17 protein-coding genes are annotated in these 20,397 nt (G+C 56.7%); 1 reads left to right on the top strand and 16 read right to left on the bottom strand.

Translation table 11 applies throughout. The features are described from left to right. Nucleotides 1–85: 85 nt before the first annotated feature. The 4 genes from JUE67_RS00700 to JUE67_RS00685 all read right to left on the bottom strand — a co-directional run bounded on the left by JUE67_RS00700 (nucleotide 86) and on the right by JUE67_RS00685 (nucleotide 3,857). Entirely contained in the window at nucleotides 86–892 is an 807-nt protein-coding gene (locus tag JUE67_RS00700; RefSeq protein WP_203625773.1) for an HAD family hydrolase, read from the bottom strand. A 35-nt stretch (nucleotides 893–927) separates the two neighbouring features. Further along, the gene (locus JUE67_RS00695) at nucleotides 928–1,491 is read right to left on the bottom strand and encodes an NUDIX hydrolase (protein WP_203625771.1); all 564 of its coding nucleotides are present in this window, start codon (nucleotides 1,489–1,491) and stop codon (nucleotides 928–930) included. A gap of 285 nt (nucleotides 1,492–1,776) precedes the next feature. Further along, a complete protein-coding gene (gene fakB, locus JUE67_RS00690; protein ID WP_203625769.1) occupies nucleotides 1,777–2,640 on the bottom strand; it encodes a DegV family protein in 864 nt (287 codons plus the stop codon). A gap of 1,055 nt (nucleotides 2,641–3,695) precedes the next feature. Further along, nucleotides 3,696–3,857, bottom strand: coding sequence for a hypothetical protein (locus tag JUE67_RS00685; RefSeq protein WP_203636920.1), 162 nt, complete (start codon nucleotides 3,855–3,857; stop codon nucleotides 3,696–3,698). Nucleotides 3,858–5,804: 1,947 nt separating this feature from the next. On the opposite strand from JUE67_RS00685, the gene JUE67_RS00680 reads away from it, so the two are divergent. Beyond that, a complete protein-coding gene (locus tag JUE67_RS00680) occupies nucleotides 5,805–7,505 on the top strand; it encodes an NFACT RNA binding domain-containing protein (RefSeq protein ID WP_203625767.1) in 1,701 nt (566 codons plus the stop codon). An 83-nt stretch (nucleotides 7,506–7,588) separates the two neighbouring features. Here the strand turns inward: JUE67_RS00680 and JUE67_RS00675 are convergent, their stop codons facing one another. The 12 genes from JUE67_RS00675 to lspA form a co-directional block, all read right to left on the bottom strand. Next, nucleotides 7,589–8,233: a DUF1648 domain-containing protein gene (locus tag JUE67_RS00675; protein ID WP_203625765.1), complete on the bottom strand. Its 645-nt coding sequence runs from the start codon at nucleotides 8,231–8,233 to the stop codon at nucleotides 7,589–7,591. Next, nucleotides 8,220–8,504 carry an autorepressor SdpR family transcription factor gene (locus tag JUE67_RS00670; RefSeq protein ID WP_203625763.1) on the bottom strand — a complete coding sequence of 95 codons (285 nt, stop codon included), beginning with the start codon at nucleotides 8,502–8,504 and terminating at the stop codon, nucleotides 8,220–8,222. Before JUE67_RS00670 ends, JUE67_RS00675 begins: the two co-directional genes overlap by 14 nt. Before the next feature lie 398 nt (nucleotides 8,505–8,902). Further along, complete coding sequence (pyrE, locus tag JUE67_RS00665; RefSeq protein ID WP_203625761.1) at nucleotides 8,903–9,535, bottom strand: orotate phosphoribosyltransferase; 633 nt, start codon at nucleotides 9,533–9,535, stop codon at nucleotides 8,903–8,905. A gap of 3 nt (nucleotides 9,536–9,538) precedes the next feature. Beyond that, nucleotides 9,539–10,252, bottom strand: a complete 714-nt coding sequence (gene pyrF, locus JUE67_RS00660) for an orotidine-5'-phosphate decarboxylase (RefSeq protein WP_203625759.1) — start codon at nucleotides 10,250–10,252, stop codon at nucleotides 9,539–9,541. Nucleotides 10,253–10,386: 134 nt separating this feature from the next. Next, complete coding sequence (gene carB / locus JUE67_RS00655) at nucleotides 10,387–13,566, bottom strand: carbamoyl-phosphate synthase large subunit (protein ID WP_203625758.1); 3,180 nt, start codon at nucleotides 13,564–13,566, stop codon at nucleotides 10,387–10,389. Beyond that, entirely contained in the window at nucleotides 13,559–14,650 is a 1,092-nt protein-coding gene (locus JUE67_RS00650) for a carbamoyl phosphate synthase small subunit (protein ID WP_203625747.1), read from the bottom strand. The genes carB and JUE67_RS00650 overlap by 8 nt, the downstream gene beginning before the upstream one ends. A 134-nt stretch (nucleotides 14,651–14,784) precedes the next feature. After that, nucleotides 14,785–16,050, bottom strand: coding sequence for a dihydroorotase (gene pyrC, locus JUE67_RS00645; protein ID WP_203625745.1), 1,266 nt, complete (start codon nucleotides 16,048–16,050; stop codon nucleotides 14,785–14,787). Then, nucleotides 16,025–16,981, bottom strand: coding sequence for an aspartate carbamoyltransferase catalytic subunit (locus tag JUE67_RS00640; protein ID WP_203625743.1), 957 nt, complete (start codon nucleotides 16,979–16,981; stop codon nucleotides 16,025–16,027). The genes pyrC and JUE67_RS00640 overlap by 26 nt, the downstream gene beginning before the upstream one ends. Continuing rightward, on the bottom strand, nucleotides 16,965–18,272 hold the full coding sequence (locus tag JUE67_RS00635; protein WP_203625741.1) for a solute carrier family 23 protein: 1,308 nt from the start codon (nucleotides 18,270–18,272) through the stop codon (nucleotides 16,965–16,967). The genes JUE67_RS00640 and JUE67_RS00635 overlap by 17 nt, the downstream gene beginning before the upstream one ends. A gap of 1 nt (nucleotide 18,273) precedes the next feature. Next, nucleotides 18,274–18,816, bottom strand: coding sequence for a bifunctional pyr operon transcriptional regulator/uracil phosphoribosyltransferase PyrR (gene pyrR / locus JUE67_RS00630; RefSeq protein WP_308440078.1), 543 nt, complete (start codon nucleotides 18,814–18,816; stop codon nucleotides 18,274–18,276). Nucleotides 18,817–18,988: 172 nt separating this feature from the next. Then, nucleotides 18,989–19,903, bottom strand: a complete 915-nt coding sequence (locus JUE67_RS00625; protein WP_203626050.1) for an RluA family pseudouridine synthase — start codon at nucleotides 19,901–19,903, stop codon at nucleotides 18,989–18,991. Beyond that, nucleotides 19,900–20,361 (bottom strand): signal peptidase II, encoded by a 462-nt coding sequence (lspA, locus tag JUE67_RS00620; RefSeq protein WP_125696477.1) that lies wholly within the window; start codon nucleotides 20,359–20,361, stop codon nucleotides 19,900–19,902. The genes JUE67_RS00625 and lspA overlap by 4 nt, the downstream gene beginning before the upstream one ends. Nucleotides 20,362–20,397: the final 36 nt, after the last annotated feature.

The raw sequence follows: 20,397 nt of genomic DNA, 5'->3' as shown, positions 1-20,397 counted from the left end.
TTACAAACTCACTACAAAAACAGCGGCAGGCCGGGGCTCACCGCTGCTGACATGTGTTCGCACTAGTGACAACTTTACCAATTTCCTAATGATTGCGCGTCGCCAGGACCTTGGCGATCACCTGCTGAACGCCATATTCCTCGTTGCTTGGCGCCTGATATTTCGCCGCACCGGCCATGCTGGGATTATGATTAGCGACCAAATAACTATGGGCGACATATGCCAACATTTCTTTATCGTTGAAATTATCACCGAACGCCATCATCTGCTCGCTTGAAATGCCCATCTTGCGGCCGACCAGCGACATGCCCTTCGCCTTGTTGATATGCTTGGGCGTGATATCGATCCACACCGGCCCAGCCACGGCGCAAGTGAAATCGGCCCCAAATTCAGGGGCGATCGCCTCATCAAAGACCTGCTGCGCGTTGTTGTGTGGCAGATAAATTGTCACCTTATCCGCCTCACCCGACCAGGCCGGCAGATCATCGACAAAAATCAATTGATGGTAAAATTCACGGTACACCGCATCAAATGCCTGATCTTTGCGCGCACCCACCGCGTGCTCGATGCCGCAGATCAGCGGCAGCCCATCCGTGTGCTCCTGAACGAACCGAGCGATGCGCTGATAATCATGGGCCGCCATCAATTGCTTATGAATGATCGTCCCGCGGTAGCTGACCACACCGCCGTTGTCACAGATCAAGGCGAGCTGGTCGCTGCGCTCGCCGAACACATCCTGAAGCGTGTATAGCGGACGGCCACTGGCGGCGGCAAACTGAATACCGGCCGCTTCAAGCGCGTCAAGCGTGCGGCCAAAATGTGGTGGCAACTGGCCCGCCTCGGTGAGAAGCGTATGATCCATATCACTGGCAATCAGGCGAATATTTTCCATGCGGAGACTCCTTCGAATAACAAGATGCTTCTATTTTACTTGGATTTGCGAATAAACGCCAAATAATATGAAAGCGCGGAAACGGATTGGGCGGAGGCAATCAACCCGGACTTCACCGCATCGATCACCTCGGCAAGCGGCACGAACTGACTCGTCACAAATTCGTCCTGATCAAAATCCTGCTGGCCGCCTTGATCTGGATCCACATGGCAAAGCATCAGATGCACGACCTCGTCCGTCATGCCCTCACTCGACCGCACCGCGCACATCTCCTGGACATCAAGCGGCGCAAACCCAGTCTCCTCATGCAACTCACGCTTGGCGGCCGTCTCCGGGTCCTCCCCAGGATCCATCAGCCCCGCCGGCAGCGCAAACGCCTCCGCATTGATCGCGACGCGGTATTCGCGATTGATCAGCACCCGATCATCCGCCGTCAGCGCCAGCATCGCCACAGCCGGTGCATGCTTGATCAAGTCCCGCTCCACCCGCAGCCCATCCGGCGTGTCGATTGTCTGCTGAAAGATCTGAAAAATATGGCCGGAATAAACACTGCGGCTGGAAAGAATGCGCCCCGTTGCCTTGCTTGCTTGTAAGAACATTTTCTGCCTCCTCAGAAATGACATCTTATTCCATGATAACAAACGCTTCCAGTAAAAGCACTGGAAAAAACAGTCCCAGTTAACGGCAACAGCCAGCTTCTCACGGCTGCCGCCTGCCACTTTCCAGTCATTAGTTCACGCATGCGACGAAAAAAGCGGCGGCCGCGATTCACATGGAATCGCAGCCGCCACCGAACGAGTTTCTTCTATTATAATGCGGACTGATTTGGGTATGACGCGCACTGATTTGGGCATGACGCTCACAGATTGGAGGCAAGGCCCTGCTTACTTCTGCAGATCCCGAATCCAGGCCAGCGCAATCGCTTTTTCCCCAAGATGGGTGCCGATCACAGGACCGAAATAGGAGATCTCGAAGCTGACTTCCGGGAACTTCGCCGCCAGCTCATCGCGCCAATTAGCCGCTTCCTCTGGGTCATTGGCATGGATGACCCACGCCTTGATCGGATAATCGACCTGCGAAAGAGTCTCCGCAAACAAGTCTTCGACCCGCGCATAGGCCTTTTTCAGCGAGCGAATTTTCTCAAACGCCACGATCTTGTGAGAGTCGTCGTCAAATGTGAGCAGCGGCTTGATCTTCAGCATCCCGCCGATGAACCCTGCGGCATTCGACAAGCGCCCGCCCCGGACCAGGTTCTGCAAGTCATTGACGATGAAATATTCGTTCATCGTCGCGCGCAAGGCATCCAGCTGACGCACGATCTCATCTGGATCGACGCCTTCACGCGCCAACCGGGCGGCCGTCAAGACCAACTCGCCCATCAAAATAACCGTGATCTGACTGTCATACACGATCACGCGCGCGCCTTCGACTTCGCCGACCGCGCCCTGCAGCGTCTGCACAAAACCGGAAATGGTGCTGGCAAGATGAATGCTGATGATCGTATCGTAGCCTTCATTGGCGAGGTCCTGATACAGCTTCAGCACCTCACCCAACGGCGGCTGAGACGTGCTCGGAAAAGTCTTGGCCGAACGGAGCTTCTCATAATATTCCGCGGTGGTGATATCCTTGCCTTCGTCATAAACACTGCCGTCCAAAATAACAGGAATCGGGACGATCTTGATGTTGTTGTCTTTCACCTGCGCCGGCGATAGATACGCGGTGCTATCAGTGACGACTGCGATCTTCATAAAAACCCCACCCACTTTTCGCACAAAATTAGCTTTAATAACCATACCATGAATTCGACCCGATTTGAATGTATATGGCCTAAATTTCCTTTACGATTTATGAGCCAAAGCAGATATTTGGCAGGCTGGCGATGATCATGCTGGAAAAAATACAACGATGCAGCATACCCGACTATCCACTTTTGCCAATGTCTCGTCTTGAATATCATGAGCTTGACACCAAATATCGCGGGGGGTGCACATCGATTCTTGTCGTCACGTATTGGCAGAAACGTGACTCGCAAACCGCCTCGTCATTTGTCCTCAAGTTCGGGGCGTGGCGTCAAATGATGTGATGGCATCCCACCAGTTTGAAGGGTATTCGGGGAAAAGTACCACGAGCCGCGTACTCCGGGGATGCGAATCTGGCTGTTGTCTTCCGGCAGATGTCAATTGACGAACTCAGGATACGAGGCTCTCGGTTTTCCGAAACCTCTGAAGCAGCGTTGTGTGATGGCATCACACAAGTTTGGCGGCTGCTCAGGCGGAGGTGCCATGATCGGCATACTCAGGGGATGTGGACCTCGTTTTTCCAGAGGCTCCGGAGCAAAGTCGTGTAACGGCATCACACTCGTTTGAAGAATATCCGGCCGGGCGTGGAAGTATCACGATTCGCGTACTTCGGTTATGCGGGTATTGTTGTTTTCATTCGAAAGATGTCGCTTGGTGTGCTTGGATGTACACGGATCTGGATTTTCCGGGGGCCGCGTACAAACTTATGTGATGGTATCACACCAACCTCAAAGCCGGTTTCCTAGGGAGTCTGGAGATTCAGATGGATTCGCGGTCCGCAAATTTCGAGTTATTCGGCAAACTTGTCCAAATTCGCGGACCACGAGTCCATGGTTGCGTACCCCCGGTATGAAAATATTGCGTTAGCACCTTGAAAGATGTCGATTGGAAGTACCCAGGGTGTGGGAAGCCCACGCCCTCGTCATGCCGAAAGAAACTCGTGTGACGGCATCACACCAAGATCGAATCCTTTGGGTCGTCAGGAGATTTAGGTGGACTCCCGGTCACAAAAGATCGACATCTTTGACAAAAACGGTAAAATTCTCGGACCACGAGTTATCCATCACCCTACACCCCCAGACGCTGAGCATCAAGTTTTGTGATGGCATCACACCAATGCTGATGCCACGATTCGGGCGTGCAATCTCTGAGACTGCAAATTGCATGATTTTCGCGCAGAAAAAACAAATCGTCAATCTCCGAGATCGCACTGGGACACCTATCTCACATCGTCTGGACTCATGGTCCGCAAATGTAGCTCTTTTGATCGCGAAATACCAACCTCTGCAGTCCCGTAGTCCGCGAAGTGCGACATTTCCAAGACGCTGGGCATCAAGTTTTGTGATGGCATCACACTAATGTAGAGGCCACGATTCGGGCGTGCGATCTTTGAGATTGCAAATTGCAGGATGCCCGCGATCAAAACACAAATCGGCGGTCTCAGAGATCGCACCGGAGCACGCAACTCGCATCGTCTGGACTCATGGTCCGCAAATATGATTCTTTTGCTCGTAGATTCCAACATCCGCGGTCTCGTGGTCCGCGAAGATTGGCAATTCCCAATACGCTGGGCACCAAGTTTTGGGATGGCATCGCACTAATGTTGATGCCACGATTGGGGCGTGCCCGATATCTGAGACTGCAAATTGCAGGATTCCAGCGAAGAAGAGTCGAATTAGCAATCTCAGAGATCGCATCGGGGCACGCATCTCGCATTGTCTGGACCGATAGTCCGCGAACTTCGACATTTCCAAGACTCTGGGTGTCAAGTTTTGGGATGGCATCACATCAATGTTGATGGCACGATTGGGGCGCGCCCGATATCTGAGACTGCAAATTGCGGGATTCCCGCTTAAAAAAATCAAATCGGCAATCTCCGAGATCGCACGGACCCCCATCTCGCATCGTCCGGACTCAGGGTCCACGAATGTTGCGATTATGTTCGTAAAAGTCAACATCCGCGGTCCCGTGGTCCGTAAAGATTGCCAAACTCGGCCGGCTTAGCATCAAGTTTTGTGATGGCGTGACACCAATGTGGATGCCACAGTCCGGGCATGTGATCTCTAAGACTGCAAAATGCGTGATTTCCTCGCTGAAAAACAAAATCGGTAATCTCTGAGATCGCACGGAGTTAGGTATTTCGCATCGCCTGGACTCATGGTCCGCAAATATCGCTCTTTTGCCTTTGATTCTCAAAATCCGCGATCCCGTGGTCCGAAAATATAGCTGAATTTAAACCCTCGTTACCAAGTTTTGGGATGGCATCACACCAATATGGATGCCACAGTCCGGGCATGTGATCTCCGGGACTTCAGATTGCGTGATTGCCGTGAAGAAAGATAAAATCGCCAAGCTCTGAGATCACGCAGGGTCACGTATTTAGCATCGCTTGGACTCACGGTCCGCCAATATGGCTCTTTTGCTCGCCGGTCTCAATATCCGCGGTCTCGTGGTCCGCACGCCCCGGGCGGCTTGGCATCAAGTTTTGTGATGGTGTCACACCAATGCGGATACCGCAGTCCGGGGATGCGATCTCCGAGACTGAAAATTACGGGATTCTCCCGCAGAAAATTCAAATCCGCAATCTCCGAGATCGCACTGGGACACTCATCTAGCATCGTCTGGACTCTCGGTCCGCAAATATAGCTCTTTTGCTCGTGAATCTCAAAATCCGCGGTCCCGTGGTCCGTAAAGATTGCCAAACTCGGCCGGCTTGGCATCAAGTTTTGTGATGGCGTCACACCAATGTGGATGCCACAGTCCGGGCAGGCAATCTCTGAGAATGAAAATTACGGGATTCTCCCGCAAAAAATCCACATCCGCAATCTCCGAGATCGCACCAAGGCCGCATTTTCCCTCAACCGGACTCAGGGTCCACGAATGTTGCGATTCTGTCCGGAAAAATCAACATCCGCGGTCCCGTGGCCCGCACACCCTAATCTTCCCGATCACCTTTCCAATCCAGTGCCAAGCCCACCTAACCTCACCCAATTGGTCCAGGACCTAGGCGTTTTTGCGCCACGGCCCCAAAACAGATAGAATAGAACTATTAAAATGGCAAGCGCCGGGCATTTTTCCCGGGCTTGCGCGACAAGAAAGGCGGCTTTTCCGCAATGACATTTGATGGCATATTCACCCACGCGATGGCCGATGAACTCAGCACCCTGCTGGTCGGCGGGCGCGTCAACAAGATCACCCAGCCCTACCCAAACGAAGTGATTCTGGGTATCCGGGCCCAGCGGAAGAATTGGCCGCTGCTGCTTTCCGCGCATCCACAATATGCGCGCGTGCAGATCACCCAGATTCCTTTTGAAAATCCGGCCGTGCCGACAAATTTCACGATGAGTCTGCGCAAATATCTGGCCGCCGCCTCGCTTCAAAAGTTGGAACAGGTCGACAATGACCGCGTGCTGCACTTGGACTTTGCGACCCGCGACGAACTTGGGGATGACCTGTCGCTTCGGCTGGTGGTCGAATTGATGGGCCGGCATTCCAATATCACGCTGGTCAACCTGAATACCGGCAAGATTCTGGATCTGATTCGCCACGTCGGCGCCGATCAGAATCGCTATCGCCTTCTGATGCCGGGCGCGCAGTACGTTGACCCGCCAAAGCAGGATGTGGTCGATCCGTTCAAGGACGACTCGCGCGGGTATCGCCAATTGATGAAGACCAGCGACCTGTCACTGGAAAAATTGCTGCAGCGCCACTACCAGGGTCTCGGCCGGGATTCGGCGCAGGAGCTGGCGACCCGCCTGCAAAACGGGGACGCGGACGCAGCGTGGGATGGGTTCTTTGAGGCACTACGGCAGCCGGCGGCAACGATCGCGGCCGGCAAGCAGTTACAATTTTCCGCGATTCCTTATGAGACGCTGCCAGGCGCGCAGACGCAGTACCCGACCCTGTCGGCGATGCTCGATGCGTTCTACGCGGGCAAGGCGGAGCACGATCGGGTGCAGACGCAGGGCGGCAACTTGATTCATGTGCTGAAAAATCTGATCGATAAGGATGAGAAGAAGCAGAAGAAACTCGCGCAGACGCTGAAGTCGACGGAGAAAGCGGATGATTACCGGATCCGCGGCGAGGTGCTCACGACGTATCTGCATCAGGTGCAGCGCGGTGAGACGGCGGTCACGCTGCCGAACTTTTATGATGAGGAGAAGCCGCTGACGATCGCGCTGTCCAACCAGCTGTCCCCGTCGCAAAACGCGCAGAAGTATTTTGCCAAGTATCAGAAGTTGCGGAATGCGGTCGCGTTTGTGCACGAGCAAATGGCGAAAAATCAGGAGGAGCTGGATTATTTAACGGGCATCATGACGGAGATCGAGCTGGCGTCGCCGAAGAATCTGGCGGATATCAAGACGGAGCTTCAGCAAGGCGGTTATCTCAAGGTGCAAAAAAAGGGCAAGAAACCGGAGAAGCGCGCGAAGGTCAGCGCGCCGGATGAGTTCTATGCGTCGGACGGCACGCGCATCTGGGTCGGCAAGAATAATTTGCAAAATGATCAGCTCACCTTGCGCAAGGCGCAGAAGACGGACATTTGGCTGCATGCCAAGGATGTGCCGGGCAGCCACGTGATCATCGACAGTGCCAAGCCGAGTGAAAAAACGCTTCTGGAAGCCGCCACGCTTGCGGCCTATTTTTCCAAGAACCGCGCCGGCTCAAATGTCTGGGTCGACTGGATCGAGGTCAAGAAGATTCGCAAACCAAATGGCGCCAAGCCGGGTTTTGTCGTGTACGAGGGGCAACGGACAGTCGCGGTGACGCCAGAAGAAAAGACGGTGGCGAAGCTCCGGGTCAAGCCGACGCTTTAGCGGTTATCGTTCGCTATTATAATAGAAGAAAAAATTTGCGTGAATCGTCAAAAGCGCTGGGGCCGTTGAGCTCCAGTGCTTTTTTAGCGACTTTTTTGGCGAAAATACGCGACCGCCAGCTCGATCAATATGGCCGCGATAAAGGCAAGAATCGCGACCCAGGTCACCATGGGCGGGAAAAACAATGTCAGGAGAATCGCGGCCCCACTGCCGACCATGGTGTAGCCAAGTGTGCGGGCCAATTTTTGCAAAGCCGCCTGCGCATTGGTCGACCATGGCACGCGAATGCCGAACCCAACCCAGCCCCTTTTGACCGGCGCGGTGGGCAAATAATTGCCGAGCACGATCAAAAGCGCGGCAATCAGTGTCACCGCCCATAACCGGGTATCGACGTTGGCGCCTTGGGCATAGCGAATCGTTGTGACATAGGCTACCACGGTGATCACTGGGAAGATCCAGGCAATCACGCGCTCAAGCTTGGGCGCTTTCGGGCCGCGCGCCGCCGCCGCATAGGTCACGCCGACACACAGCAGGTGAAACGCCAGCATTAATAGCGGCAAGCCGTACACGACGGCGGCTTTTGGCATCCAGCCATTGGGTTCGTTGTCGATGCCCCAGTGCGTGACGAGCGTCTTCGGGAGGCTCGCATATTGACTGGCCCCATAGATCATTGTCGAGAGAATCACTAAACTTGTGAGAATCAACGTTCGCCATTTATTTTTTGTCATCATTATTCTCCCCCGCTCCTAAACTATAAAGCCAGCTCAATACTTCCTCGAATACGCTGGCATTTAGGTCGTAATAGATGAAATTCTTTTCGCGCCGTTCAGAGATCAAGCCAGCTTCCTTCAACAGTTTCAGATGATATGACACGGTTGCGGCTTTCAAGTCAAAATGCGCTGCGATATCGCCGGCCGATTGCGGTCCTGTCTTCAGCAAATTCAGAATCTGCCGTCGTACAGGATCTGAGATCGCCTTCAGCGTCTCACTCATCGCCATGGGCTCGCCTCCTATTTCGAAAACTTTCTAACTAGAATATAGTCCTTTTGGCGGCGAGGTCAAGACTGTTTTGATATTTTTCTAAATAGATGGGGCGCGGCACTCGCTGGGAATACGCCGTCGCGTTTTTGAGCAGAGACGTGCATTCTCCGAAATCCAAGTTGGGCTTCGCCAAGCGCTCGGCGCCGCACCCTCGCAGTTGGGCTTCGGCTCGCAGGGGTGGGACATTTAGCTGACCCAGGCACTCGGTGGCAAGGAGCGCCACCAAGCACCTAGGCCAAGCTAACTGCCCACCCCTAAACGCGTGCCTCCGCACCCTGAATCAAAAAGGAGCCCGGCACCAATCATAGCTGGTCCGAACTCCCCTCACTGATGCTCATTTGATAAAACCCGTCACCCTATTTTCCCCAAGCAGTCGGATCTTCGCGCCAAGTTGCGAGCAGTTCGCGCTCGCTGGCGGTGATCGTCCCCTGCGCCTCTGCCGTGTGGATCAGGGCGGTGTAATTCGTCAACGTGGCAAACGGGATGCCCGCCGCCGCGAAATTCGTTTCCGCAGCCGGCAGTTGATAGGAAAAAATGGCCGCGACGCCGATCACATTGGCGCCGTCCTTGGTTGCGGCTTCGGCGGCTTTCAGCACAGAGCCGCCGGTCGAGAGGAGGTCATCGATCAAGACGACTTTTGCCCCAGGCTGAAGCGCGCCTTCAATCTGGCGGCCCTGGCCGTGATCCTTGGGCTTGCTGCGGACATAGATCAGCGGCAGGCCCAGGCGTTCGGCAACCAAACTGGCATGCGGAATGCCGGCCGTCGCCACCCCGCCGATCACTTCAACGTCTGGAAACTTAGCCTTGATCAACGCCGCCAGCCCATCCGCGATCGCGGTGCGGACCGCGGGATACGAGATCGTCAGGCGGTTGTCGGTGTAGATCGGCGAAATGATGCCACTCGCCCAAGTGAACGGGTCATTTGGGGGCAGGGTGACGGCGTTGATCTTCAGTAAGTCCTGCGCAATGGTCGTTTCAAGTTCTTCCATGATTTATGCTTCGCTCCATTCTTTGGCAATTGCGTGATAAGCAGCAACGGGATCGGCGCTTTGGGTGATCGGCCGGCCGACCACGATGGCCGAGCTGCCGAGGCGCTTGGCGTCGCCTGGGGTGGTGACCCGCTTTTGATCGCCGATCGCGGCACCGGCTGGGCGAATGCCCGGGGTGACGATGAGAAAATCATCACCGACCGCCGCACGAATCAGGCTCGCCTCCAAGGGACTGGCGATGACCCCATCGGCGCCTGCTGCGGCTGCCAATTTTGCCAGGTGCACAACGCTTTCGGCTGGCGTGCCTGGAATCTGCAGTTCGTTGTTCAGCATTTCCTGTGAAGTCGAGGTCAGCTGGGTCACCGCAAGCAGTTTCGGCGCCGTCTTCCCTGCTTCCCGAGCGCCGGCCACCAACCCGCGCTTGGCCACTTGGATCATCGCCGAGCCGCCCGCCGCGTGGACGGTGGTCATCGCCGCGCCGAGGCGGCCGAGCTGAAACGCGGCCTGTTCGACGGTGTGCGGGATGTCGTGCAGCTTGAGGTCCAAGAAGACTTGGGCGGGATGCACGGCTTCAATGTCCGCCATCAGTTGCGGGCCTTCCGCGTAGACTAGCTCCATCCCGATTTTCACAACCAGTTCTTCGCTGGGTGAAAATTGACGCAGAAACTGTTTGGCTTGATCAAAATCCGGAAAATCGAGCGCAATGATCGGTGGCATGACAAACTCCTTTTTTGACTGACAACAACAGCAACAACTTCAACCTGCAAAACTCGGCACACGAACGTCACAAAACCGTAATGGCGGCGGGTCCCACAGCGTCTCACCGCCACGCTGGCCCAATTTTTCTTCTATTATAAAGGCTGGGTGGTGAACGCGCGGGACTCGAGCACGCCGAGAATGGCGCCCACGGTATCCAGGCTCGTCATCAGCGGCACGCCATGCATGATCGCGGCTTGGCGAATGCGGTACCCGTCGCTGGTGGTTGCCTTGTCGCCGGACGTCGTGTTGATGACGACCTGCAACTTGCGGTCCTCGATGGCATCCAAGATCGCGTTTTCCCCGCTTTCGCCGAGCTTGGTGATGGTGGAAACGGTGATGCCGGCGTCGCGCAATGCGGCGGCGGTGCCTGCCGTTGCGACGATCTGGTAGCCGACTTCACGGAAGCGGCGGGCCAAGGCCACGGCCTCTGTCTTGTCCGCATCGGCGACCGTGAACAGCGCGGTGCCGTATCGCGGCAAATGGGTGTGGCTGGCTTCGAAGGCTTTGTACAGCGCCTTGTCGAGCGTCGTGTCGCTGCCCATGACTTCCCCGGTGGATTTCATTTCCGGCCCAAGCGCACTATCGACCTCATTGAGCTTGGAGAATGAGAACACTGGCGACTTCACATGCACGCCTGGGCGCACTGGCAAAATGCCCGTCGTGAAGCCCATGTCTTTCAGGCTCGCGCCTAAAATGGCTTGAGTGGCGACTTGCGCCATCGCGATGCCCGTCACCTTGCTCAGGAATGGCACGGTGCGAGAGGCCCGCGGATTGACTTCGATCACGTAGACTTGTTCGTCGCGGACGATGAACTGCACATTCATGATGCCGATGCAATGCAGCGCATGCGCCAGGGCGATGGTCTGATGTTCGATCTGATCGATCACTTTTTGGCTAAAATCTTGCGGTGGGTAAACGGCCATTGAGTCGCCGGAATGGACGCCGGCGCGCTCGATGTGTTCCATGATGCCCGGAATGACGACCGTCTCGCCATCCGTGATCGCGTCGACTTCGCATTCCTTGCCGACGAGGTACTGGTCGATCAAAACGGGATGGTCGTGTGAGACCGAGACGGCTTCGTTGATGTATTGGGCCAGTTCGTCTTCGTCATGCACGATCTCCATTGCCCGGCCGCCCAGCACATAACTTGGACGGACCAGCACCGGATAACCGATGCGCGCCGCAATTTTCAACGCGCCGGCCTTGTCCGTGGCGGTGTCCCCGACTGGCTGCGGGATGTTCAGCGATTTGATGATCGCATCGAAGCGGTCGCGGTCCTCGGCGGCATCGAGGTCGTCGAGGCTGGTGCCCAGGATCTTCACCCCGTGTTTTTCAAGCGGCGCCGCCAAATTGATGGCGGTCTGCCCGCCGAATTGGACGATCACGCCGCGGGGCTGCTCGAGGTCGATCACATTCAGCACATCCTCTTCGGTCAGCGGCTCGAAGTACAGCTTATCCGAAATGGAAAAGTCAGTCGACACGGTCTCGGGGTTGGAGTTCATGATGATGGCTTCAAAGCCCGCCTTTTGAATCGCCTTGACGGAATGGACCGTTGCGTAATCGAACTCGACGCCTTGCCCGATGCGAATTGGGCCAGAGCCCAGCACCAGAATGCTTTCGCGGCCATCTTCCGTGCTTTCGGTCTCGGTCTCATAGGTGCTGTAGAAATATGGGGTGCTCGAGGCAAACTCACCGGCGCAGGTATCGACCATCTTGTAGACCGGCACGATGCCATTTTCCTTGCGCAGATCGCGAATGGCGTCAGGCGTCTCAGCCCAAAGCTTGGCGATCGTCGCGTCGGCAAAGCCGTTGCGTTTAGCGATGTGCAGCAGGTCCACGTCCTCCGGCTGCGCCTTTAACTCATCTTCCAGCTCGGTGATGTGCAGAATCTTGTCGAGGAAAAATGGGTTGATGCCGGAAAGTTCTGCGATCTCCTCGATCGTAAAGCCGCGGCGGAAGGCTTCGGCGATGTAAAACAGGCGCATGTCGTTGGCCTGGATGATGTTGGTGGACAGCTGTTCATCGGTGCTGTCGGCATATGGCTGGCCCCAGAGATGCACGGCGCCCACTTCCAGCCCGCGCACGGCCTTGAGGAGACTTTCCTCGATCGTGCGGCCGATCGCCATGACTTCACCAGTCGCCTTCATCTGCGTGCCCAGGCGGCGGTCGCCATGTTCGAATTTGTCAAATGGAAAGCGTGGAATCTTGCAGACGACGTAATCCAGCATCGGTTCAAATTCGGCAAAGGTCGCATCGGTGATCGGGTTTTTGATCTCATCAAGCGTCAGACCGACTGCGATCTTCGCCGCCATTTTCGCAATCGGATAACCGGTCGCCTTGGAGGCCAGTGCACTGGAGCGGGACACCCGCGGGTTGACTTCGATGATGTAGTACTTGAAGGAATTCGGGTCGAGCGCCAGCTGCACATTGCAGCCGCCTTCGATCTTCAGCGCGCGAATGATCTTCAGCGAGGCGTCCCGCAGCATTTGCACTTCTTTGTCCGTCAGGGTCTGGACCGGGGCAAACACCACCGAGTCGCCGGTGTGAACGCCGACCGGATCGAAGTTTTCCATGTTGCAGACCACGATCGCGTTATCGGCGGCGTCGCGCATCACTTCAAATTCGATCTCTTTGTATCCGGCGATCGAGCGCTCGACCAGGACCTGGTTGACGGGGCTGAGGTTCAGACCGTTTTCGGTGATGGTGGCGAGGTCGGCTTCGTTTTTCGCAATGCCGCCGCCTGTGCCGCCCATGGTGAAGGCTGGCCGAATGATGACCGGGTAGCCGATTTTTTCCGCAAAGGCCTTGGCGTCGTCAAAATTATGCGCGATGGTGGATTCCGGAATCGGTTCGTTGAGCGACTGCATCAGATTTTTGAACAGCTCGCGGTCCTCGGCTTGGTCGATCGCGGTGAGCTTGGTGCCCAGCAATTCGATGTGCAGCTGCTCGAGGATGCCGGAATTCGCCAATTCCATCGCCAAGTTCAGGCCGATCTGCCCGCCGATCGTCGGCAAGATCGCATCCGGCAATTCCTTGCGCAGAATCTGGGAAACAAATTCGACGGTGAGTGGCTCGATGTAGACTTGATCGGCGATCTCTTTGTCGGTCATGATGGTCGCGGGGTTGGAGTTGACGAGCACGACCTCGTAACCCTCTTCCTTGAGCGCCAGGCAGGCCTGGGTGCCGGAGTCGTCGAATTCGGCGGCCTGGCCGATGATGATCGGGCCGGAGCCGATGACCAGGATCTTGTGAATATCTTGACGCTTAGGCATTGTGAACTTCCTTTCCTCGCAACTTGAAGGCATCCATCATTTCCATAAATTCGTCGAAGAGATGGTCGGCGTCATGTGGACCCGGCGCCGCATCCGGATGGAACTGGACGGAAAAGGCCGGGTACAGCCGGTGGCGCAGGCCCTCGACGGTGTGGTCGTTGATCTCTTCATGGGTGACGATCAATTGATCGGGGTCGATCGACTGCGGGTCGACGGCATAGCCATGATTTTGGCTGGTGAAGTCGATGCGGCCGGTCGCGATCTCGCGCACCGGATGGTTGAAGCCGCGGTGCCCGTATTTCATCTTGAAGGTGTTGGCGCCATTGGCCAGCGCGAACAATTGATGGCCGAGGCAAATGCCAAACAGCGGAATTTTGCCCTCGATGCCGCGAATCATGGTCAGCGCTTCCGCGACATCCTTGGGGTCGCCAGGGCCGTTCGTCAGCATCACGCCATCCGGATCCAGGTCGAGGAGTTCTTCTGCGGTGGTGGTTGGCGGCAGGACCGTCAAGTTGCAGTCGCGTTTGGCCAGCTCGCGCAAAATACTGTGCTTCAGCCCAAAATCGATCACCGCGACATTGCGGCCACTGCCAGGGGCGGGAAACGCGTGCGTTGTGGCCACCTGCAGCACCTGATTTTTCGGCAGGACAAGCGCCTTGAGTTGGTCAAAGGCATGGGCGTCTGCGGCGTCGACAATGCTGGCCTTCATGGTGCCGGCCTCCCGCAGCCGCTTGGTCAGCGCGCGGGTGTCGATGCCGGCAATGCCGGGGATGTGCTTGCGCCGCAAAAATTCATCCAGGCTCATTTGCGCGCGCCAGTTGCCGGTGACGCGCGCAACTTCGCGGACCACCACCCCTTTGGCCGTGGGGTTGATGCTTTCGTAATCGTCGCGGTTGATGCCGCAATTGCCGATCAGTGGATAGGTAAAGGTGATGATCTGGCCGTTGTAACTTTGGTCAGTGATGGTCTCTTGATAGCCGCTCATGCCGGTGTTGAAGACGATCTCACCGGTGGTCACGGTTTTTGCACCGAATCCCTCGCCTGGAAAAACACTGCCGTCTTCTAGGATCAAATAGCGTTTCAACTGGTTCCCTCCTCTGATTGGTCATGCTGGAAAAATAGGTGCAGGGCGCGATCATGTTGCGGTCCGACTAGGCGCCACAGGTCTGAGTCGCCGCCTCGGTCTGAGGCCCCTGTGGCGCCTGAGCGCCTTTCCGGTCACGCCTGATACGCGATCTGGCCCCCAGCGAGTGTCAATCGCACTTTGCCCCGGACTTCGCGCCCGATGAACGGACTGTTTTTGCCCTTGGATAAAAAGTCGGCGGCGTCGATCGTGTACGGCGTGGTCAGGTCGACCAGAGTCAGATCCGCCGGGGCCCCAACCGCGATGCGCCCGCCTGGCAGGTTGAACAGCGTCGCAGGGTTGGTGCTCATCCAGTTGATGAGCTGCGCCAAGGTGAACATTTTGCTTTCGACAAACTGCGTGTACAGCGTTGCAAACGCGGTCTCGCTGCCGACGATGCCAAACGCGGCGGTCGCCATTGACCCGGCCTTATCCGCGGCGGTGTGCGGCGCGTGATCCGTGGCGATCAGATCCAGCGTGCCATCCGCAAGGCCTTCGATGAGGGCCAGATGATCGGCGCGACTGCGCAAAGGCGGATTCATTTTCATCATCGGGTCGTCTTTGTGAATGTCGGTCTCATCCAGCAGCAAATGATGCGGCGAGACTTCGGCGGTGACGTTGACGCCCTGTTTTTTCGCGGCGCGGATCAACTCGACGCTTTGGCGCGTGGAGATGTGGCAGGCATGGTAATGGACCCCGGTGGCGGCGGCCAGATCAAGGTCACGGGCCAGCTGGCTACTTTCGCTTTGGTTGATGATGCCCTTGAGGCCCAGCTCATCAGCGATGCGGCCGGCGTTCATTACCCCGCCTTGCATGAGGCTGGCGTCTTCGATGTGCGCGGCGATCGGGGCGTCGACTTTAGCCGCCGCCTGCATTGCCTGGTACATCGTCAACGCGTTTTGAATGCCCGACCCATCATCGGAAAACCCGATCGCGCCGGCGTCGTGCAGCGCCTGGAAATCCACCAGCGTGTTGCCGCTTCGACCCTGAGTGAGCGAGGCAAACTGGCGCACATGGATCTTGGCATCGCTGGCATTTTTCGCCAGCAATGGCATCAGGTGGTCGACGGTATCCGGCACCGGATCAAGGTTTGGCATCGCCAAGGTCGTCGTGAAGCCGCCATGCGCAGCCGCAGCCGCCCCGGTGGCGATCGTCTCTTTTTGCTCAAAGCCCGGTTCGCGGTAATGGACGTGCACATCGATCAACCCTGGCAGGAGCGTTTGCCGATCGGCGTCGAGAATGGTTGCCCCGTCTTGATGCGCGAGGCCGCGGCCCAGCGCGACGATCACGCCGTCGTCGATCAGAACGTCGAGCAGTGTGCCTTCGCCGAGCAGGTCAGCGTTTTGAATCAGCGTTTGCATGTGGGAAGTCTCCTTTATCGGTCAACGGACTGTGGCAGACCAGCTCGAGCATCGCCATGCGCATGAAGACCCCGTTTTGCATTTGGTCAAAAATGCGGGAGCGATTGGCTTGCACCAAATTGCTGGCTAGTTCAACATCGCGGTTGACGGGGGCTGGATGCATGATGATCGCGCGGGGCTGCATGCTATCGTAAATGCTTTGGGTGACCCCAAAACGCGCGTGATACGTGGCGGCCGAGAACTCCGCTTTTTCCGCATCGGACAGGCGCTCGAGCTGCACCCGCAGCAACATCAACACATCCACGGCTGGGGCCAGGTCCTTGAGCGGGACATACGGGCCATATGCCTTGAAGTCGTCGGTGTACCAGGCTTTTGGCCCGGAAAATGCGACGCTGGCGCCGAGTTTCGTCAAGATCTGCATGTCACTGCGCGCGACCCGCGAATGCGCTAGGTCGCCCACGATGCCGACTTTCAAGCCCTTGAAATGACCGAATGCCTCGTGAATGGTCATCAGATCCAGCATCATTTGGCTGGGATGCTGGCCGGCGCCGTCTCCGGCATTGATCAGATGCAGCGGCAAGCCCGCTTCGATCAGCGGTTTGTAGTAATTGTCTTCGGGATGGCGGATCACCGCCACCTGCACGCCGATCGCGGCGAGCGTCCGCAGGGTGTCGCCCAGCGTCTCGCCTTTTGTCACCGAGCTGTGTGCGGGATCAAAAGGCAGGACCGTCATGCCGAGTTTGCGCTCCGCCATTTCAAAGGACGTGTGCGTGCGCGTCGACGCTTCGAAAAACAGATTGGCAGCATAGGTCGGGAGATCGATATTGGCGATCGCACCATTTTTAAAGGCCTCGGCCCGGTCGATCAATTGCCCCGCCAACTCAGTTGTGACCTGATCGGCGGCCACAAAATGCTCAATTGTGTTTGGCATCGACCGGCGCCTCCTCGTTGGCTGCGTTTTGCGGCAGAATGAAGTTCATCAAGATGCCGATGACGGTGGCGATCGCCAGCCCGGAGAAGGTCATGCCGGCCACTTGGAGCTGGGCGTTGCCGATGCCGATGACTAAGATCGTCGAGCCGATCATCAGATTGCGCTTCTTATTGAAGTCCACCTTGTTGTCGATCAGGACCTTCAACCCGTTTGAGGCAATGACCCCAAACAGAAGGAAGGAAATACCGCCGATAACGGGACTTGGAATGGTGTGGATCAAGGCGGAAAGCTTGCCGATGAAGGCGAACAGAATGGCGAAGAACGCGGCGCCACCCAGGACGTAAACGGAGTGGACCTTGGTCATGGCCATCACGCCGATGTTTTCCCCGTAAGAGGTGATCGGCGGGCCACCGACAAAGCCAGCGATGATCGAAGCGGTGCCGTCCCCTGCCAGGGTGTGGTTCAGGCCGGGATCCTTGAAGAAGTTGCGGTGCGTCATTTCATTGAGGACCATGATGTGGCCCATATGTTCGGTCATGGTGACAAACGCGATCGGCGCCATGGACAAGATCGCGCCTAAGTATAATTTCGGTTGGTAGGTAAGAAACGGAATCTGGAAGTTTGGCAGGGAGAACCAGGCGGCCTTGACCACCGGGGTGAAGTCCACGATGCCCGCGAAGATCGCGACGATGTAGCCCGTGATCAGACCCAGCAAAATTGGCAGGAGGCTGATGAATTTTTTCAGATACATGTTGTAGATGATCGTCGCAGCCAAGGTGACCATCGCGACGATGAAGTATTTGATGTCGTAAACGGATTTGGTCGCAGAGACGGCGCGCATGGTGGCATCGGTGGCCGCGGTGCCTGCCAGCGACAGACCGATGACCATCACGATCGGGCCGACGACGATCGGCGGCAGCGCCTTATCGATCCAAGCCGAGCCGGCGAAGTTGACGATCAAGGCGACGATCAGATAGACCAGGCCGACTGCGACGGTCCCTTGCGCAATGGCCGGATAGCCCGCTGTTTTCATCAAGGACGTCATGACCACGATGAAGGAAAAACTCGAGCCCATGTAAGCCGGGATCTTCCCGCGCGTGATCAAAATGTAGATCAGGGTACCGACACCGCTTGAAAATAGCGCGATGCTCGGATCCAGGCCGACCAAGATCGGCACCAGAACGGTCGAGCCGAACATGGCAAACAGATGCTGAATGGAAAGCCCCACCCATTGGCCGAAGCCTGGGCGGTCGTGGATGTCCAGAACTGCGTCATCATTGTGATAAGCCATTTTATTCCTCCAGGCGGCCGATGCTGATACCATCTTGGCCGTCGATCTCTTTGACTGAAACGTTGATCTCTTCATGATGCGAGGTCGGAATGTTTTTGCCGACAAAATCCGGGCGAATTGGGAGCTCACGATGCCCGCGATCCACGAGGACTGCCAGGCTGATCTTCTTCGGGCGGCCGAGGTCCATCAAGGCATCCAAGGCGGCGCGAACGGTGCGCCCGGTGAAAATGACGTCATCGACTAAGATCACATGCTTGTCGTTGATGCTTTCCGGAATGTTTGAGCCGGTGACATCGGGCTGCATGCGGTGATCCGCCTTATGCACGTCATCGCGATAAAGCCGAATGTCGAGCTCGCCGACCGGCACATCCAGGCCTTCGAGCTGCTTGAGCCGCGCCGCGATGCGCTGCGCGAGATAAATGCCGCGGGTCTTGATGCCGATGATCACGAGCTGATCCAGATCCTTGTTTTGCTCGATGATCTCGTAGGTGATACGCGTGAGCGCGCGCTGCATGGTGACACCATCAACAACTTGTTTTGCCATTTTCCTCATCCTTTCAGCACCCCACAAAAAAACGCCCTCCATCCAGTTGGACAGAAGGCGTTGCGCGAGGATAGTCTTCGGGCATCGAACTTGCCTGCACTGCGGGCGCAGGCGCGCGGACCTTCCAAGCCTCTCTGGACTTAGTTAAAGGTGCTATACATTAATCTGAATTTTAGCGGACCAGCCGGGTCTTGTCAATGCCCGCTTCAAGATCCGCCAAGGTTTTTTGAAAAAGCGCCGGTGGCTCGACGGAAAATTCGAGGCGCTCCCCTGTCGCCGGCTGAGTGAAGCCCAACGTTGCGGCATGCAGGAACTGCCCGTTGCCCGGCAGCGTCCGTTTCGGGCCGTACAGCGGATCGCCGGCCAGTGGGTGCCCGATCGACGCCATGTGGACGCGAATCTGATGGGTGCGGCCTGTTTCCAGGCGGCAGCGCACCAGCGCGTAATGGGCGAATTGCTCAAGCACCTGAAAATGCGTGACGGCATGCCGCCCATTTGCGACCACCGCCTGACGTTTGCGGTCCTTGGGGTCACGGCCCAGCGGCTTGTCGATGCGCCCTTCTGTTTCCTTGAAGGTGCCATGCACGATCGCCAGGTATTCCCGGTCGGTGGTCTTCGCCTTGAGTTGGGCGGACAGGCTTTGCTGGGCCAGTGGCGTCTTGGCCACCATCAACAGGCCACTCGTGTCCTTGTCGATGCGGTGCACGATGCCTGGGCGAATCACGTCATTGATGGCGGACAGATCCACGTGAAAAAGTAGGCCATTGACCAAGGTGCCATCTGGATGCCCCGGTGCGGGATGAACGACCATCCCCTGGGGCTTGTTGAGAACGATCACCTGGTCATCCTCGTAAACGATGTCCAGCGGAATGTCTTGGGGCACAGCTTCAAGCGGCGTCGGCTCAGGCGGCGTGATGGCTACCACGTCGCCGGCATGCACCTTGTATTTTGGCGCCTGCTCCTGGCCGCTCACCAGCACGTGGCCAGCCTCCAGCCACTTTTGCGCCTGAGAGCGCGTGATGTCCGGATAATGGTCGGCGATCACCTTATCGAGCCGGCCGTTTTCTGCCTGGATGGTGAAGGTCAGCGTTTCCGTTTCGAGTCCCCCTTGTCAAAAAACAGGAGGTAGATCACGACGATCACCACGCCCACGGTCAGGCACCAGTCCGCAAAGTTTGAAATGGCAAAATTCATGAAGTCGAATTGGAACATGTCGACCACATACTTGAGCCGAACGCGATCGATGAAGTTGCCGATCGCCCCGGCGAAGATCAGCGTCAGCCCCAGGCGATACCAAGGCGCGCCTTTTGAATCACGCCACAGCGCTGCCACGACCACCAGCGCCACCACGGTGATGATGTAGAAGAACCACTGCTTGCCTTCCAAAATGGAAAACGCGGCGCCGTTGTTGTGAATGTGAGTCAGGCTCAGGATGCCTGGGATGAATGGCTGAGTCGCCCCCAATGCGATGTGGGCGACCACCCAGGCTTTGATGAGTTGGTCGGCGGCGATCAGGACCACCGCTAAGATAAGATAAATGAGCACAATTTTCCTCCAAAAAAGAAGTGGGCCAAATGTTGG

Origin of the sequence: Lacticaseibacillus mingshuiensis (assembly GCF_016861785.1) — a bacterium.
In the GTDB taxonomy this organism is placed as follows: Bacteria; Bacillota; Bacilli; order Lactobacillales; family Lactobacillaceae; genus Lacticaseibacillus; species Lacticaseibacillus mingshuiensis.
Note: the sequence above shows the minus strand (reverse complement) of the source record. Positions and strands in the feature narration are given on the sequence as shown.